General features: G+C 40.1%; 16 protein-coding genes. 8 read left to right on the forward strand and 8 right to left on the reverse strand.

Annotated elements, in window-relative coordinates:
• Window positions 1-198 precede the first annotated feature (198 nt).
• The gene (locus tag PSF28_RS23655; RefSeq protein WP_438361642.1) at window positions 199-246 is read left to right on the forward strand and encodes a hypothetical protein; all 48 of its coding nucleotides are present in this window, start codon (window positions 199-201) and stop codon (window positions 244-246) included.
• A 111-nt stretch (window positions 247-357) separates the two neighbouring features.
• On the opposite strand, the gene yihA is transcribed toward PSF28_RS23655, so the two are convergent.
• Window positions 358-969: a ribosome biogenesis GTP-binding protein YihA/YsxC gene (gene yihA, locus PSF28_RS12960; protein WP_125891687.1), complete on the reverse strand. Its 612-nt coding sequence runs from the start codon at window positions 967-969 to the stop codon at window positions 358-360.
• Between the two features lie 322 nt (window positions 970-1,291).
• Between yihA and ppiA the strand changes: the two genes are divergently transcribed.
• The 3 genes from ppiA (at window position 1,292) to PSF28_RS12975 (ending at window position 4,215) form a co-directional block, all read left to right on the forward strand.
• The gene (ppiA, locus tag PSF28_RS12965) at window positions 1,292-1,864 is read left to right on the forward strand and encodes a peptidylprolyl isomerase A (protein ID WP_004265959.1); all 573 of its coding nucleotides are present in this window, start codon (window positions 1,292-1,294) and stop codon (window positions 1,862-1,864) included.
• 431 nt (window positions 1,865-2,295) lie between these two features.
• On the forward strand, window positions 2,296-2,871 hold the full coding sequence (locus tag PSF28_RS12970) for an aminodeoxychorismate synthase component II (RefSeq protein ID WP_004265957.1): 576 nt from the start codon (window positions 2,296-2,298) through the stop codon (window positions 2,869-2,871).
• 129 nt (window positions 2,872-3,000) lie between these two features.
• On the forward strand, window positions 3,001-4,215 hold the full coding sequence (locus PSF28_RS12975) for an aspartate aminotransferase family protein (protein WP_272685171.1): 1,215 nt from the start codon (window positions 3,001-3,003) through the stop codon (window positions 4,213-4,215).
• A gap of 49 nt (window positions 4,216-4,264) precedes the next feature.
• Here PSF28_RS12975 and PSF28_RS12980 read toward each other — a convergent pair whose 3' ends face one another.
• Window positions 4,265-5,530: a hypothetical protein gene (locus tag PSF28_RS12980; RefSeq protein ID WP_272685172.1), complete on the reverse strand. Its 1,266-nt coding sequence runs from the start codon at window positions 5,528-5,530 to the stop codon at window positions 4,265-4,267.
• 191 nt (window positions 5,531-5,721) lie between these two features.
• Window positions 5,722-6,354, reverse strand: a complete 633-nt coding sequence (crp, locus tag PSF28_RS12985) for a cAMP-activated global transcriptional regulator CRP (protein ID WP_004262556.1) — start codon at window positions 6,352-6,354, stop codon at window positions 5,722-5,724.
• A 356-nt stretch (window positions 6,355-6,710) separates the two neighbouring features.
• On the opposite strand from crp, the gene PSF28_RS12990 reads away from it, so the two are divergent.
• Window positions 6,711-7,112, forward strand: coding sequence for an OsmC family protein (locus PSF28_RS12990; protein ID WP_004262554.1), 402 nt, complete (start codon window positions 6,711-6,713; stop codon window positions 7,110-7,112).
• Between the two features lie 90 nt (window positions 7,113-7,202).
• Here PSF28_RS12990 and PSF28_RS12995 read toward each other — a convergent pair whose 3' ends face one another.
• From PSF28_RS12995 to PSF28_RS13005, 3 genes are all read right to left on the reverse strand, one after another.
• Window positions 7,203-8,072, reverse strand: coding sequence for a phosphoribulokinase (locus tag PSF28_RS12995; RefSeq protein ID WP_004265947.1), 870 nt, complete (start codon window positions 8,070-8,072; stop codon window positions 7,203-7,205).
• 178 nt (window positions 8,073-8,250) lie between these two features.
• Window positions 8,251-8,469 (reverse strand): YheU family protein, encoded by a 219-nt coding sequence (locus tag PSF28_RS13000; RefSeq protein WP_004262551.1) that lies wholly within the window; start codon window positions 8,467-8,469, stop codon window positions 8,251-8,253.
• Window positions 8,466-9,449 carry a hydrolase gene (locus PSF28_RS13005; RefSeq protein ID WP_210839326.1) on the reverse strand — a complete coding sequence of 328 codons (984 nt, stop codon included), beginning with the start codon at window positions 9,447-9,449 and terminating at the stop codon, window positions 8,466-8,468. Before PSF28_RS13005 ends, PSF28_RS13000 begins: the two co-directional genes overlap by 4 nt.
• A gap of 101 nt (window positions 9,450-9,550) precedes the next feature.
• On the opposite strand from PSF28_RS13005, the gene PSF28_RS13010 reads away from it, so the two are divergent.
• Window positions 9,551-10,156 carry a LysE family translocator gene (locus PSF28_RS13010; RefSeq protein WP_004265943.1) on the forward strand — a complete coding sequence of 202 codons (606 nt, stop codon included), beginning with the start codon at window positions 9,551-9,553 and terminating at the stop codon, window positions 10,154-10,156.
• Window positions 10,157-10,230: 74 nt separating this feature from the next.
• Here the strand turns inward: PSF28_RS13010 and murP are convergent, their stop codons facing one another.
• Both murP and murQ read right to left on the reverse strand, forming a co-directional pair.
• A complete protein-coding gene (gene murP, locus PSF28_RS13015) occupies window positions 10,231-11,697 on the reverse strand; it encodes a PTS N-acetylmuramic acid transporter subunit IIBC (RefSeq protein WP_210839330.1) in 1,467 nt (488 codons plus the stop codon).
• 27 nt (window positions 11,698-11,724) lie between these two features.
• The gene (gene murQ, locus PSF28_RS13020) at window positions 11,725-12,636 is read right to left on the reverse strand and encodes an N-acetylmuramic acid 6-phosphate etherase (protein WP_210839332.1); all 912 of its coding nucleotides are present in this window, start codon (window positions 12,634-12,636) and stop codon (window positions 11,725-11,727) included.
• A gap of 257 nt (window positions 12,637-12,893) precedes the next feature.
• Between murQ and PSF28_RS13025 the strand changes: the two genes are divergently transcribed.
• Window positions 12,894-13,754, forward strand: a complete 861-nt coding sequence (locus PSF28_RS13025) for a MurR/RpiR family transcriptional regulator (protein WP_004265935.1) — start codon at window positions 12,894-12,896, stop codon at window positions 13,752-13,754.
• A 104-nt stretch (window positions 13,755-13,858) separates the two neighbouring features.
• A complete protein-coding gene (gene adiA, locus PSF28_RS13030) occupies window positions 13,859-16,126 on the forward strand; it encodes an arginine decarboxylase (RefSeq protein WP_210839334.1) in 2,268 nt (755 codons plus the stop codon).
• Window positions 16,127-16,143 lie beyond the last annotated feature (17 nt).

Here is a 16,143-nt window from a genome sequence, read left to right on the forward strand (position 1 = left end):
TCATGATGAAACTTGAGGATATGATTAACATTTTTATGCGACATATATCTCATAAATATGTAATTAAAATCCGTTTTTTGTCGAATTTCATTCGTATTATTATGCTGAATCGTAGACAGCTTTGAAAAAAAATTACAAAAAGGCTTTTTTTCGAGCGAAAAATAAAGTACATTAATAGGCGTAGGGTACAGAGGTAAGATGTTCTATCTTTCAGACCTTTTACTTCACGTAATCGGATTTAGCTGAATATTAGCTGCTCCAGTCAAGTATTTGACTGGAGCATTTTTTTATCTAAAATTCAGTAAATTAGAAGATATGAGGGCGTAATGAGCCATTTCTGGCTCACCACTAAAGAAATCAAGCCGGTGTGTTATACCAACTATCTAGCTTAATGCGGAGTTTATCGACACCAATTTTTTTCAGTGCTGAAAAGTATTCGACTTCAATATCCCCTTCAAGCGGAGCAAGTGCTTGACGCACTTCCATTAACTGTTTCTTTCTTGCTCCAGAGGCCAGTTTGTCTGCTTTAGTGAGTAAAACCAGAACTGGCACATTCATTGCAACAGACCACTCAATCATTTGCATATCGAGGTCTTTTAATGGATGACGGATATCCATTAATACAACAAGCCCCTTAATGCATTCTCTTTTTTGGAGATATTCCCCGAGAGCTTGTTGCCACTTACGTTTCATTTCTTCAGGAACTTCGGCATAACCATAACCTGGAAGGTCAACAAGGCGAACGCCTTCCTCAACTTCAAATAGGTTGATTAGCTGAGTTCTTCCTGGTGTCTTGCTGGTACGTGCTAAGCTTTTTTGCTGTGTTAATGCGTTTAACGCACTGGATTTCCCCGCATTAGAGCGGCCAGCAAAAGCCACCTCAATTCCAGTATCTTTAGGTAGATGACGGATATCGGGTGCACTGATGACAAACTTTGCCATCTGGTAGTTATGATTTTTAATTGCCATTTGTCGTTCTCCCTGAGTTAGCCTCAAAAGGCTCGAGGATTATAGCTTTGCTTAGCGCTTCCCGACAACTCGAAATATCCTCTTAACCGCTTTTCCTTGGTGTCAGGTATTATTTTGTGTGTGTTGTAGCCTGCGAAATTGTAATAATAGAAAAATAACCATTATTAATGACGTTTTTTACTGAAATTAGTCTAGAATTTAGCGCATTCGGTGTGTTTTTATTTTTTGGCGTAAATATAGGTAAATCTTCAGCATTCTTGTTGGCTTCACTCTAGAATTGCTTGATTGCAGTTGTAATGAGCTATAACGAAAGGGACCTTACATGTTAAAACGAATTTTTGTGCCACTTTTGGCCATCTGCGCAATGAGCGCATCTTCTCTTGCATTATCTGCGGGTGAAACTTATGTTAAATTAGTCACGTCGGCGGGTGATATCGAATTAGAACTGAATAGCAAAAAAGCCCCTGTTACGACAGAAAACTTCGTTCAGTATGTTAATGAAGGTTATTACAACGGAACCACTTTCCACCGTGTTATCCCTGGTTTTATGATTCAAGGCGGTGGCTTTAATAAAGATTTACAGCAAAAACAAACTCGCGCTCCAATCAAAAATGAAGCGGATAACGGTTTACGTAATTTACGCGGTACTATTTCTATGGCGCGTACTGCAAATAAAGACAGCGCAACGAGCCAATTCTTTATTAATGTGGCTGATAACGCTTTCTTAGACCACGGCCAACGTGACTTCGGTTACGCTGTATTTGGTAAGGTGGTGAAGGGGATGGATGTTGCAGATAAAATCTCTAAAGTAAAAACGGAAAACGTAGGGCCATATCAAAATGTCCCAGTTGAACCGGTTACAATTATTTCTGCTGAAGTGATTAAAAAGCCGTAGTGATTAAAAACGACAGTCATTAAAAGCTGTCGTGTCGAATACTGTGGGTAGGTTGTTTTAACGTGCCCACTTTTCTTAAAAAACGCGTTTCCTTCCTCTTTGAGTTTTTCTTCATTAACTGTGTTAGTTAAAATGTGTCAGCGCTTGCTACTTTTTAACAGTCTTTTATTTCATTGTATTTAAAGTAATTCTTAACCAAAATACAGCTTTGTTATAGGGATGTAAATATAATTCCATGATTTTTATATGGAAATTTTCTCTGAGAAAAAACAATCATTGACTTAAATAGGCTATTTTCCTGCTTTGGCTGTGCTATGATAGCCGCCCTTATTATTTTTATGGTGTTTTAATCATCGTTCTGATTGCCAACACGATAAAAATATGCATAAGAAAATAATATATAATGATAAAAATCAGTCGGATAGGCTAATATGCTTCTACTTATTGATAATTACGATTCATTTACTTACAACTTATACCAATACTTTTGTGAGTTAGGGGCTGAAGTTGTAGTAAAACGTAATGATGAAATTACCATCGAAGAAATTGAACAGCTTTCGCCTACACACCTTGTGATTTCACCTGGGCCATGTACACCGGATGAGGCTGGCATCTCCCTTGAGGCGATAAAATACTTTGCAGGTAAACTTCCCATTTTAGGCATTTGCTTAGGGCATCAAGCGATTGGGCAAGCATTTGGTGCATCGGTCGTTAAAGCGCGAGAAGTCATGCACGGTAAAACTTCTGCCATTCACCATAACCATCAAGGTGTATTCAAGGGCTTAAACCGCCCTTTGACGGTGACACGCTACCATTCTCTGGTGATTGCTGCAGAGACTCTTCCTGTTTCTTTTGATGTATCCGCATGGTCACTGAATAATGGTGATGTTGATGAAATCATGGGAATACGGCACAAAACCTTGCCTATAGAAGGTGTTCAGTTCCATCCTGAAAGTATTCTGAGTGAACAAGGCCATGAATTACTAAATAATTTTCTAAAATATTAATTTAGCAATCGTATTCAGAAAAAATTAATTATGCATATTATGCCCTTTGCTATTGCTCTTTTTTGATTTTTTATTCATATTTAATGCTTATATTTTCATAATTGCATTAAATAAGAGCAGGTGAGGGGTATGTCTGAGCAACCAGTAGTAAATCGGCAAACTTTTGATCAAGTTATGTTACCTATTTTTTCGCCAGCGGAATTTATTCCAGTTAAAGGCGAAGGTAGCCGCGTTTGGGATCAGCAAGGTAAAGAATATATTGATTTTGCTGGTGGGATCGCTGTTCTTGCTTTGGGGCATTGCCACCCTAGTTTGGTGGCTGCTGTGCGTGACCAAAGCGAAAAACTATGGCATGTCAGTAATATTTTCACCAACGAGCAGGCGTTAAAGTTAGCACAAAAGCTCACGAATGCGACATTTGCTGACCGCGCGTTTTTTGTGAATTCCGGCTCAGAAGCTAACGAAGCTGCGTTTAAATTAGCGCGTCGCTACGCTATCACTAAATATAACCCCTATAAAACGAAGATTATCGCTTTCAAACAAGCTTTCCACGGACGCACATTATTTACCGTTTCGGTTGGTGGGCAAGCGAAATACGCAGATGGTTTTGGGCCAAAACCGGCCGATATTATCCATGTGCCATTTAATGACCTTGATGCGGTCAAAGCGGTCATTGATGAAAATACCTGCGCAGTAGTTCTTGAACCAGTACAAGGTGAAGGTGGCGTAACCGCAGCAACAGCGGAATTTCTGCAAGGAGTTCGTAAGCTGTGTGATGATAATAACGCATTACTCATCTTTGACGAAGTGCAAAGCGGTATGGGGCGTACTGGTAAATTATTTTCTTATATGCACTATAATGTCACCCCCGATATTTTAACCACGGCAAAAGCATTGGGTGGCGGTTTCCCTATTAGTGCAATGATCACCACTGAAGAAGTGGCAAAAACCATGGAAGTGGGTTCGCACGGTACCACCTATGGTGGCAACCCCCTAGCGTGTGCAGTAGGTAATGCGGCGTTTGATATTATTAATACTGAGGAAGTATTAAATGGTGTCGAAAAGCGTCGTGAATTATTTGTCGCTCATTTAAATAAACTGAATGAAAAATACCACATTTTCTCTGAGGTCAGAGGAATGGGGTTATTAATTGGCGCTGAATTAGACGGCAAACTATTGAACCGTTCGAAAGATATCCTGCAAGCGAGTGCAGTTGAAGGATTAATGATGCTCAATGCTGGCACTAATGTATTGCGTTTCACTCCGTCATTGATTATTTCCGAAGAGGAAATTAATAGCGGCTTGGCGAAATTAGAAACGGCGATCGGGAAATTGCTGAGTTAACCATGAGATAAGATTGCAGAAAATATTTTCTGCAATCTATCTTTTAATGTTATTTAATTGTTTTTGTTGAATTTAATTGTAAAATAATATTTTTTTGAAGCTGCATTTCTTTCTCCATCTTGCTACTAAGTTGCTTTAATTCATTAGACGTTTTTTCTATTCCTTTTTCCATTTTACTCAATTTCATTGGGGTCATTGAGGTTGCTTTATGATTGGGGGAAGTTTTATCAATAGGCAGATGTTGTCTTAGTTTAGATGATCGCGTTTGTTTAATTGCTAAGGAGCTAGCATTAGTTACTTTTAGGTATTCAGGTAAATTAACGATTGCTTTCTCTCCTTTGTGGAGTCGATTGGTAGAATCACTGTGTCCATAGGTAATTTTGTCGGCCTTTCTAATTTTTCCTGGTTCTGGAGTTTGATAAAGCGTTTTTTTTAAGCTTGTATTTAGTAAATAGCTGTCCATTATTGTAGTAGGTATTTCTGTTTTATTCGTCGTTGATGGTCTATTAGTTTTAATTGACTGAGGAATATGGCTTTTTTGCTTTTCTTTATAATTACTTATATCATCAGAATGATAGCCAGATGAGCTAGAAGATAAACTTTCATTGCTTTTTCTATGTTCTTTTTTTGAAAAATAAAGCACACCATTAAATGGATCTTCTTTATTAGTAACTACATTAGGTATTTTAATTTCATCATTAATATAAAGTAAGGCATCATCTATGTCTGAATTTATTTTTTTAAATAGATTGTTTTCTTTAACGTCATTTATCTTGTTGCAATGAGTGATGAGTTTATTTATTTGATTTTCTCTGTTGGTGATTTGTTCGTTATATTTTATATTTTCTCTACGGTTGAGTAATTTTTTTCTTTGCGTAGAGCTGCTTGATTTCATTAGATATTCTTCATCTGTTTGAGTTGAAAAATCTGTTTTTTTTATTGTGTCTTTTGGGGGTTCTTTCTTCAAGTAAGTTGAGTTATTGGCGTAATAATTAAAAAATTTCTTAGTTTCGGTGTTTCTAACATCGTCAAGTTTTATGATCAATAATCTAATCTGGGTTACCTGTTTTTCTAAAATATTGGTAAACTCATTATTTTGCATTTCTATTGAATCAATTTTTAGTGCATTATTCAGCATGGAACTTAGATATTCATTATCTTTTAAGCTGAAAAAAATATTCTTACTAAATGATACTTTATTTATTTCATTTTTTAAGGATTTTATTTCATTTTGAAATGATTTGATATTATCATGTAATATTTTGTTCTCTATTTTGAGCACGGCCTTACTCGTTGTCTTAATATTGTCTAGCATAATAAATGTTCCTAAATAATAGTATGGTTAGAAACTATATTAGGGCAGTGTCAGGTATGAAAATATAAAGAAACGACACTCATTAAAAAATGATATATAAAAAATCGTATTTTTGCGAAATAGCGTTATACCCATGATATAGCGCTATTAGAAGGTGTGCGCCCCACCAATGGAGTGAGGCGAAAGGTTAATTAACGAGTGCCGTAGACAACGATAGTTTTACCATGTGCAGAGATCAGGTTTTGGTCTTCTAACATTTTTAGAATACGGCCGACAGTTTCACGTGAACAACCCACGATTTGGCCAATTTCCTGACGAGTAATTTTGATTTGCATACCGTCTGGGTGTGTCATTGCATCAGGTTGTTTAGCTAAGTTTAATAGCGTTTGAGCAATACGCCCTGTCACGTCCAAGAATGCGAGGTTACCGACTTTCTCAGATGTTGTTTGTAAGCGACTAGCCATTTGCGCAGAAAGGCGCATTAAAATATCAGGGTTTACCTGAATCAATTGACGGAATTTTTTGTAAGAAATTTCAGCAACTTCGCAGGCTATTTTGGCTCTAACCCACGCAGTACGTTCTTGCCCTTCTTCAAATAACCCAAGCTCACCAATGAAATCCCCCTGATTCAGGTAAGAGAGGATCATTTCTTTGCCTTCTTCATCTTTAATTAAAACAGCCACCGAGCCTTTAACGATATAGTAAAGGGTTTCTGCTTTCTCACCCTGATGGATAAGAGTGCTCTTGGATGGATATTTATGAATATGGCAGTGTGACAAAAACCATTCAAGAGTAGGGTCTGTTTGTGGCTTGCCGAGAACCATTAGCGTTATCCTCTGTATGTTATTGCAGCCATTCAGAAAAACGTATTAGAAAGGCTGGCTTTAAAGTCACTAGCTTAGCATATTAATTTGCCTTATATACCTTTAAATAATCCAACAGCTGATTGCTTCAGCGTTTTTGATTGCTTTGGGTAACGCAAATTGATATCAACACTATAATATGATCAATTAAACCGTTGAGTTTTGATCTTAATCCTATCAACTAAGTATTGTTTGTAGCATATCCAATAAATAAAGTCTTCCCTGTATCGCTTCAGCCAAATAAAGTTGATATAACATTCATTACATCTATGGAACAATGTAGCCTTTAAACCGATTTCATTTCAAGGGGAAACATAATGGAAGCAAGAGTTAAGTGGGTTGAAGGACTTTCTTTTCTGGGGGAGTCTGCGTCTGGGCACCAAGTGATGATGGACGGTAATGCGGGTGATAAAGCCCCAAGCCCAATGGAAATGGTGTTAATGGCAGCGGGCGGTTGCAGCGCGATTGATGTTGTTTCGATTCTACAAAAGGGCCGCTATGATATTACGGATTGTGAGGTGAAATTAACCTCACAGCGTCGCGAAGAAGCCCCTCGTTATTTTGTGAAAATCCATTTACATTTTATTGTAACAGGGAATGAATTAACGGAAAAAGCGGTCGAACGAGCCGTTCAACTTTCTGCTGAAAAATATTGTTCAGTCGCATTGATGTTAGAGAAAACCGTTGAAGTCACACACAGCTTTGAAATAAAAAACTAAAAATAAATTTAATTTTTATTGGTATATTTGAATTAAAAGATGCTTACCTTAATTAATGATAAGCATCTTATTTATTAATCAAAAAATAATTTAATTGTTGTTCTTTTGATTAATTAGTTTTTCGACTATTGGCGCCATAATTAATTCCATGGCTAAACCGAGTTTCCCGCCGGGGACGACAATTGTATTCATTGCAGAAATAAAAGAGCCAGATATCATTGATAGCAAATAGGGGAAATCAATTTGTTCTAGCCCGCGAAAGCGGATCACAATAAAGCTTTCATCTTGTGATGGAATAGCTTTAGCCGAAAATGGGTTAGAGGTGTCTACCGTTGGAACGCGTTGAAAATTGATGTGAGTGCGAGAAAATTGTGGTGTGATGTAATTAATATAGTCCCCCATAGAACGCACAACAGAGTCCATAACGGCTTCACGGGAGTGCCCCCGTTCTGTCGTATCACGGATTAATTTTTGAATCCATTCGAGGTTGACGATAGGGACAACGCCTACAAGTAAATCAACATGTTGTGCGACATTATGTTCCGGTGTGACAACACCACCATGTAACCCCTCATAAAACAAAATATCCGTTTTGTCTGGCAGCGGTTCCCAAGGGGTAAATGTCCCAGGTTGCAAGCCATAAGGTACCGCTTCATCGTAAGTATGTAGATATTTACGGGATTGCCCGCAACCCGTTTTTGCGTAGTCAACTAAGGTTTGTTCAAGCAAAGCAAAATCATTCGCTTCGGGGCCAAAGTAACTGATGTGCCGGCCTTGTTCTCTGGCTTTACGGATAGCCATATCCATTTCAGGGCGTGTATAGCGGTGAAAACTATCCCCTTCTAATGTTGCAGGCTGGATATTTAATTGGTGAAAAACTTTACGAAACGCTTGGCTAGTTGACGTTGTGCCAGCACCACTCGAACCGGTGATAGCAATGATTGGGTGCTTTTTGGACATCGTGGACTCCCTGTGTTGCGCTTGTAAGCACTATTTTAATCAATAGTGCATGAAGCGGATTAACGGGTGTTAGGGTTGTAAGCCTTATTTGATGTTTTTACGACATGATTATGTTGGAAAACACACAACTTAATTTATGGCAGAAGATGACGTAAAAATGAACCATGGAATAAAAGCATCATACAGAAAAACTTCCCTTAGGCATGAAATTAACCGATTCATGCAATTCGGACCAGACTAGCACAATTTCGCCAGAAACTAACTGCCGTTTCACATCGTTAACCTTATCTTGTAGGCTTTTTTCATGGGAGCCGTAGTCGGTTCCCTCACGCAATACGTAGCTCTCAATCAGGTTTTCCAATGTTTCAGGTTCAAGCTCTTGCCAAGGAATAATCACATTATTTCCTTATCTAAATAAGGAGTTAGCCATTGAGGAATGCGGGTTTCTAACCACATTTGCGGTTTTCTCAATGTACCGCTCACAAAGCCGACATGCCCGCCATGTTCTGTCATTTGGTATTCCACATTGTGGGGTAAAAATGATAAATCAGGAACAACTTCAGGCGCCATAAATGGGTCATCTTTGGCGTGAATAATTAACGTTGGTTTAGTGATATAAGCTAACTTGGGCAGTGCACTGCATTTTTGATAATAATCTGTCGCATCATCAAATCCATGAATACGAGCAGTAATCACATCATCAAACTCACGGATCCGCTTAAGCTGCTTCAATTGTAAGAGGTTTAAGGGTAATGAGCCTGGATAACGGACTAATTTTCGGGTGGCATTGCGTTTCAAGCCATTTAGTAAGTAACGTTGATAAAACTGAGAAATGCCCTTTTCCATGCGTAAAGAGCAGGCTTCTAACATCAAAGGGGCAGAAACTACAACCCCCGCATCGACATCGGCATTTTGGCCGCTTTCAGCTAAATAACAGGCTAACATATTGCCACCAAGAGAATAACCAACTGCAGCGGTTGGCGCATCACCATAGGTTTGTTTTAACCAGCGGAGAAAATAGCGAGCGTCATTTGTTTCACCTGAATGATAAATTCGTTGCTGGCGATTGGGTTCTCCGCTACAACCGCGAAAATGCATAATCACACCCAACCAACCGTGTTTTTGGGCGGTTTCTAGCATCCCGTGAGCATAAGGGCTTTTAAAATTGCCTTCTAGTCCATGGAAGATCACTAATCGTGGCTTATGCGCTGCTAGCTCGGGTTTTTCACTCCAAGCGAGATCGATAAAATCGCCATCAGGCAATTCAAGGCGCTGCCATATAGGTTTGATTTTCGGTGTTCTACGGAAAATCCTTGGCAGTAATGTTTGGAGGTGTGGATTTTTAGCCCAACTCATTGGACGAAAGTTTTCTGACATAGCCTTATTTTTATTTAATGGAGACTCTTGTGAGTCACATAACATACTGTTATTTTTTTGTGATGCAAGTAAACAAATTTGAGTTTGAGGCTAAATTATAAATGACACTGGGGCTGATTTTTTCTCTTTTTACGTTTTTATTCATTGCAGCAGTCACACCCGGCCCTAACAATATGTTGCTAACGTCAAGCGCAGCAAACTACGGTTTTCGCCATACGATTACATTATGCCTTGGTATTATGTTAGGCATGCAATCCATACTTTATCTTTCTGCATTCGGTATTGCTGCACTTTTATTGCTCTATCCTGCGATTCATATCGCCTTAAAAGTCGCCGGAAGTATCTACCTGTTATGGCTAGCATGGAAAACAGCGACGGCAAATTATGCACCACTGAAGACGAATAGCGAAGTTGCGAAAAGCGTTACTTGGTATCAAGGTGGCTTATTACAGTTTTTAAACCCGAAAGCATGGATGATGGGTTTAGGGGCGGTGGGGGGATTTAGCTTACCCGGTGAGTTATTTACCCAATCTATTTTAATGATGAGTATCGCATTTGTGGTGGTTAACTTAGTGGCGGGTTTAATCTGGATGGGGTTTGGTTCATTAATCAGCCTATTTTTGCGTAGCCGCCGTGCTTGGTTTATTTTTAACTGGGTAATGGGGATTTTAACGGCTTTGTGCGTTCCCCTGATTTGGTTGGAATGATTTTCTGATAAAAGTGCAGTTTATAGACTCATCAAAAAGCAGCCCATGGGCTGCTTTTTTGTTTAATCGAGTTATTAGTCTAAATCGACGTTCTTAGTTCCGAAAAAATAAGTAAAAATAAAGCCGAATAAGTAGGATGTAAATAACCCGCCCACATAAACTAACATTCCAGGGAACACTCCATCAGCTGACGTCATCATTGGGATAGCGACTAAGCCAGAAGGGCCAAAAACGGTATTTAAACCAACAGGTAACCCCATCCAAGCCACTAATCCAACAAAGAAACCGCCTGCAGCACCGCCTAAACATGCGGTAACAAATGGCTTCATCCGCGGAAGGGTAACACCGTAAATAAGTGGCTCACCGACACCTAAGAAACCGGGAATGATAGCCCCACGAATCTGATTGCGTAACACTGAATCTTTTGCGGCTTTAACATACAACGCCATTGCTGCACCAACTTGGCCACCACCTGCCATCGCTAGGATAGGGAAGAGTGAGTTAAAACCTTGAGTTTCAACGAGTGCCATATATACCGGAACAAAACCTTGGTGTACGCCAAACATGACTGCAATTAAGAATAGCCCAGCAAGTATGGCGGTTCCGAATGGGTTGCTGCTTAAATGAACAAACAGCCATGACATTCCAGAGAATAACCAGCTACCAATAGGCATGATAAAGATAAACACAGCAGCACCAACAATTAATAAGGTAATTGTTGAGGTTAAAATCATATCAAGGTTAGCTGGAATAATTTTACGTACCTGTTTTTCAACCCATGCGCCAAAAATACACGCAATCAATACCCCAATAATGTTACCTCTTGGGTCGATAGCCAACCCGAAGAAGCTATTCATGTCAGAATAGAACCCTTTGGCTATTTCAGGGTTATACCCAAGAACAAATAGTGAAGCAATGATGGCACCATTTACCGCGCTACCGCCAAAGGCTTTTTGAGTATTATAACCAATGAGAATGCTTAGAAAGCTAAACAGCCCTTTGCTAAATACTGACATATATAAAATAGTATGTACGAGTAGGGTCTGCTCTTCAGGCTTTGTTGGAAGCCCTGCTGGGAAATAGGTTTGTTTAGCTAGAGTTGCAAAGCCTAATAGTAGGCCGGCAGCAATAAAGCCCGGAATTAACGGTGTAAATATCGTGGCAAATTTGGATAAAAATCGGTGAACGGCACTGGTTTGTTTCTTTTTCAGTTGCTGCTTATTTGCGGAGGCAATGTCGTTTAAATCCTGAGGCTGGGTTGTTGCCTCATGGCTATCCTCTTCATCGTTATCCAACAATTGGTTCATCAAGTCTGCGGCAGTTTGTGCCTTACCCGGACCAAGGATCACTTGCAGCTGTTCATCACTCTCAATGACACCAAGCACCCCTGCGATTTGTTTGAGTGCGGCTTTATCCACTAGCTGGTCATTGTTGAGTGTGAGCCGCAAACGGGTCATACAGTTACCCGCTAATTTAATATTACGGCGTCCTCCAACGTGTTGTAGGATCTGCTGTATCATTTCTATTGTTATTTTAGCCATACTATTTATCCCATTAAAATCCGCAAGTTAGGCGGATGAGGCCATATTGAGTGCCGTACGAATAAAACCGTTGTTGTCTAAGAGCAGTTGCCGTGCATCATCGGCATTCAAGCCCGATAGCACCATTAAAATGGCAGTTTTGCAGTGTCGATTACATTGTTGAAGGGCGGTTTCTGCAGTAGTTCGGTCACAGTCGGTCGCTTCCATCACAATTTTTGTTTGTCTTTCAATGAGTTTGGCGTTTGTTGCTTCAACATCAACCATTAAATTACCAAATACCTTTCCGATGCGGATCATTGCCCCAGTGGTGATCATATTGAGCACCAATTTTTGTGCAGTTCCTGCTTTCATGCGTGAAGAACCTGTGACAACTTCTGCACCGACAACGGGGGTGATAGCAATATCTGCGGCATTGGCAATTGGGCTATTTGGGTTACAGCTAATGGCAGCTGTGGTTGCACCAACAGCATTCGCGTATGCTAAAGCCCCTAATACATAAGGTGTTCGACCACTCGCTGCGATACCCACTAACACATCATTATCATTAAATTGGATATCTTTGAGGTCTTGTTCGCCCAGTTCAGGCTTATCTTCTGCATTTTCTACGGCACGGAAGATAGCCTGATGACCACCGGCGATTAAACCAACAACTTGCTCATGGGGCGTTCCATAAGTCGGCGGGCACTCACTCGCATCAAGAATCCCTAAACGGCCAGAGGTTCCTGCGCCTGAGTAAATCAGACGACCGCCTTTTAAAAAGGCTTCTGCGACTTTATCAACCAGTTGGGTAATTTCAGGGAGCACTTTTTCAACCGCTAACGGAACGAGCTTGTCCTCATCATTAATGACCTTTAGCATTTCAGCCGTTGATAGTTGGTCGATATTAGTACTGGCTGCATTACGGCTTTCAGTTACCATTTTGCTTAAGTCGATAGTCATAAAAATTGCTCCTAGATCAGTTATTGGGCTAATATTAAGGAATTATTTATTCCTTATATGTGACTAATATCACGGTGCTATCTATTCTATCTTGTGAATATACAAGAATATTTTGTGATCGATTTTACGGACTAAAGTTACGACCCTTTGAATTATAAGTATTATTTATCAGGTATCAGTGACTTGGTTGAGGAATAATTTATTATTATTTTTTTTATTTATAGGTCTGGCTATTACAACTATTATTAGAGGTCACCATGACATTATTGGACATCATTACCTACTCACTACCGCGATTAGCGGAAAACCAACGCAAAATTGCGCAATTTATCCTTGAAAATCCCGAAAATGTACTGAATTTATCGTCTCAGCAATTAGCAGAAATTTTAGATGTCAGCCAATCTGCCATCGTTAAGTTTAGTCAAAAAGTCGGGGTAAAGGGGTACCCTGCCTTGAAACTTGCACTTAGTGAGATTATTGGTCGCCAGCAACTGAAAGAGGGAGCCCCTCATTCCGCTTTACATAACCGTATTGCACCTGATGATAACTTGATGGTTGTTGCTCAGAAATTGGCAATGGAGAAAAATCATTCAATCACAGAAACAACAAAGTTAATTGATTTCAGGCAGTTTGAACGCATTGTTGAGCGAATAGACCAATCACAGAGAGTACAGATTGTCGGTATTGGTGGGTCAGGCTTAACTGCAAAAGATTTAAGTTATAAATTACAAAAAATTGGTATCACAACGCTCGTGGAGTCAGACCATCATGTGCAAATTGCTGCGGCACTCACTCTCAATGCCCATGATGTACAAATCGTTATTTCTTTTACAGGGAAGCGTAAAGACATGCTAACAGCAGCGAATATTGCACGTAAGCAAGGGGCATGTGTCATCGCGATTACGCGTGACTGTGATTCACCACTGGGGCAAATTGCTGATTATGTTCTTGAAAGTATCGCGGAGGAAGATGAATGGCGTAGTTCGTCGATTTCATCAAGAACTGCACAAAATACGCTTACTGACCTGATTTTTATGGCGTTATTGCAACGGCGAGAAGCGAAAGCAAAGTCGTTAGTGATGAATGCAAGAGTAGTTATTAATAAATTAGATGAATGATTGATGGCTTGAATCCTCATCGATAACTTTGCAATCAAACCTTATTTGCGTTAAGACTAATATTATAAGTATTTTGATTTTAAAAAGTTAAAAGGGAGTTATTAATGAGAGCACTCATAGTTTATACGGAATTAACCGATGACGACTCCGTGATTAGCCATGCTGTAGCAAGACTCGCTAGTGAACTTAAAGATGAGCACGTAGAAACCGTGATCATTCGTAATTTTGAAGATGGGATGGCATACATTCGATCAAATACCAGTATTGATTGCTTGTTATATGGCCGAGATATGTCAGACAAGCAAGAACAAACGCAGGCACATCAATTAATTACCCAACTTCATCGCAGACAAGAAGATGTTCCTGTTTTTTTATTAAGTGATCGTGAAGAAGCTTTGACGGCATTTGACCGTAAAATGATGGAGCAAGTTGATGAATTTGCTTGGATTTTAGAGGACTCCGCTGATTTTATCGCAGGTCGTGTCCTCGCCGCGATTATCCGCTACCGCGCTAATTTATTGCCCCCTTTGATGAAAAGCTTGATTAAATACAGTGATGTACATGAATATTCATGGGCAGCACCGGGTCATCAGGGCGGTGTTGGGTTCACCAAAACCCCCGCGGGTCGCATATATCATGATTTCTTTGGAGAAAACTTGTTTCGTACCGATATTGGTATCGAGCGAGTTGCCGTGGGGTCACTGTTAGACCATACCGGCGCATTTGGTGAATGTGAAAGAAATGCCGCCCGTATTTTTGGTGCTGACCAATCTTATTCAGTGGTCGTGGGAACATCAGGTTCGAACCGAACGATTATGCAAGCTTGTATGACAGATGATGACGTTGTTGTCATTGACCGTAACTGCCACAAATCTATTGAGCAAGGTTTGATTTTAACCGGAGCAAAACCGGTTTATATGACGCCAAGCCGAAATCGTTATGGCATTATTGGCCCGATTTACCCTCAAGAAATGACACCAGAAGCGATTACTGAAAAAATCGCTAAAAACCCATTAACTTCGGATAAAATAGGTAAACGCCCGGTATATAGTGTGGTAACCAACTGTACTTACGATGGCGTGTGCTATCACGCACGTAAAGTTCAAGATTTGCTAGATGAATCATTGGATAGGATTCATTTTGATGAGGCATGGTACGGCTACGCGCGCTTTAACCCTATCTATCGTGACCACTTTGCGATGCGTGATGACCCTAGAAAAGACGATGAGCCGACCGTTTTCGCGACTCACTCTACGCATAAATTATTGAATGCACTTTCACAAGCTTCATTTATCCACGTCCGAAATGGCCGTAATGCGATTGATTTTAATCGTTTTAACCAAGCTTATCATATGCATGCGACCACTTCGCCGCTATATGCAATTTGTGCCTCGAATGATATTGCCGCAGACATGATGGACGGCAACAGTGGGCGTTCACTCACTGATGAAGTTATCCGTGAAGCCATCGACTTCCGCCAATCACTGGGTTACCTATACAAAGAATTTATCAATGATGATGAGTGGTTTTTCAAACCATGGAATCAAGAAATGGTGAAAGACCCAGCAACAGGTAAACGCTATGCATTTGAAGATGCCCCTGTTGAATTGTTGATGAAAGAGCAAAGCTGCTGGGTAATGAACCCTGAAGATAAATGGCATGGTTTTAAAGATATCCCTGAAAATTGGGCGATGCTTGACCCAATTAAGGTGAGTATCTTGTCGCCGGGGATGGGAGATGACGGTAAATTACTGGATAGCGGAGTTCCTGCTGCTTTAGTCACAGCTTGGTTAAATCATTATGGTATTGTGCCAACCCGTACGACCGATTTCCAAATTATGTTCTTGTTTTCGATGGGAATTACGAAAGGAAAATGGGGGACATTGGTCAATGCGCTGCTGTCGTTTAAGCGCCACTATGACAATAATACGGCACTGAAAAAGGTATTGCCTGAAGTTGTTGAAGCGGCTCCTGAGATCTATAGTGAGATGGGGCTACGTGATTTAGGGAATAAAATGTTTGTGTATCTACAAAAAAATAACCCTGGAGGTCAACTAAATCAGGCTTATGAGCAACTCCCTACCGTGATGATGAGCCCACGCGATGCCTATCAAGAAATTGTTGCTAACCGTGTTGAGTCGGTTCCTTTAGATAAACTCGCCGGGCGTATTGCTGCTAACTCGATTATTCCCTATCCACCGGGTATCCCAATGTTGTTATCGGGGGAAAGCTTTGGCGATAAAAATAGCCCACATATCGGCTATTTACATAGTCTTCAAGCATGGGATAGCGAATTCCCTGGTTTTGAACACGAAACCGAAGGTACTGAAATTATTGATGGTCAGTATTATGTGATGTGTGTGAAAGAATAAGATTCAGTGATGATAAA

The sequence above is a fragment of the Providencia sp. PROV130 genome, from assembly GCF_028482225.1.
GTDB lineage: Bacteria > Pseudomonadota > Gammaproteobacteria > Enterobacterales > Enterobacteriaceae > Providencia > Providencia rettgeri.

What these genes read in the sequence shown, in the direction of transcription:
- PSF28_RS12970 (WP_004265957.1), top strand. Translation starts at nt 2,296, where the DNA reads ATGCTTCTACTTATTGATAATTACGATTCATTTACTTACAACTTATAC.
- adiA (WP_210839334.1), top strand. Translation starts at nt 13,859, where the DNA reads ATGAGAGCACTCATAGTTTATACGGAATTAACCGATGACGACTCCGTG.
- PSF28_RS12990 (WP_004262554.1), top strand. Translation starts at nt 6,711, where the DNA reads ATGGAAGCAAGAGTTAAGTGGGTTGAAGGACTTTCTTTTCTGGGGGAG.
- murP (WP_210839330.1), bottom strand. Translation starts at nt 11,697, where the DNA reads ATGGCTAAAATAACAATAGAAATGATACAGCAGATCCTACAACACGTT.
- PSF28_RS13025 (WP_004265935.1), top strand. Translation starts at nt 12,894, where the DNA reads ATGACATTATTGGACATCATTACCTACTCACTACCGCGATTAGCGGAA.
- PSF28_RS13005 (WP_210839326.1), bottom strand. Translation starts at nt 9,449, where the DNA reads ATGTCAGAAAACTTTCGTCCAATGAGTTGGGCTAAAAATCCACACCTC.
- yihA (WP_125891687.1), bottom strand. Translation starts at nt 969, where the DNA reads ATGGCAATTAAAAATCATAACTACCAGATGGCAAAGTTTGTCATCAGT.
- crp (WP_004262556.1), bottom strand. Translation starts at nt 6,354, where the DNA reads ATGGTTCTCGGCAAGCCACAAACAGACCCTACTCTTGAATGGTTTTTG.
- PSF28_RS12980 (WP_272685172.1), bottom strand. Translation starts at nt 5,530, where the DNA reads ATGCTAGACAATATTAAGACAACGAGTAAGGCCGTGCTCAAAATAGAG.
- PSF28_RS13010 (WP_004265943.1), top strand. Translation starts at nt 9,551, where the DNA reads ATGACACTGGGGCTGATTTTTTCTCTTTTTACGTTTTTATTCATTGCA.
- ppiA (WP_004265959.1), top strand. Translation starts at nt 1,292, where the DNA reads ATGTTAAAACGAATTTTTGTGCCACTTTTGGCCATCTGCGCAATGAGC.
- PSF28_RS12975 (WP_272685171.1), top strand. Translation starts at nt 3,001, where the DNA reads ATGTCTGAGCAACCAGTAGTAAATCGGCAAACTTTTGATCAAGTTATG.
- PSF28_RS12995 (WP_004265947.1), bottom strand. Translation starts at nt 8,072, where the DNA reads ATGTCCAAAAAGCACCCAATCATTGCTATCACCGGTTCGAGTGGTGCT.
- murQ (WP_210839332.1), bottom strand. Translation starts at nt 12,636, where the DNA reads ATGACTATCGACTTAAGCAAAATGGTAACTGAAAGCCGTAATGCAGCC.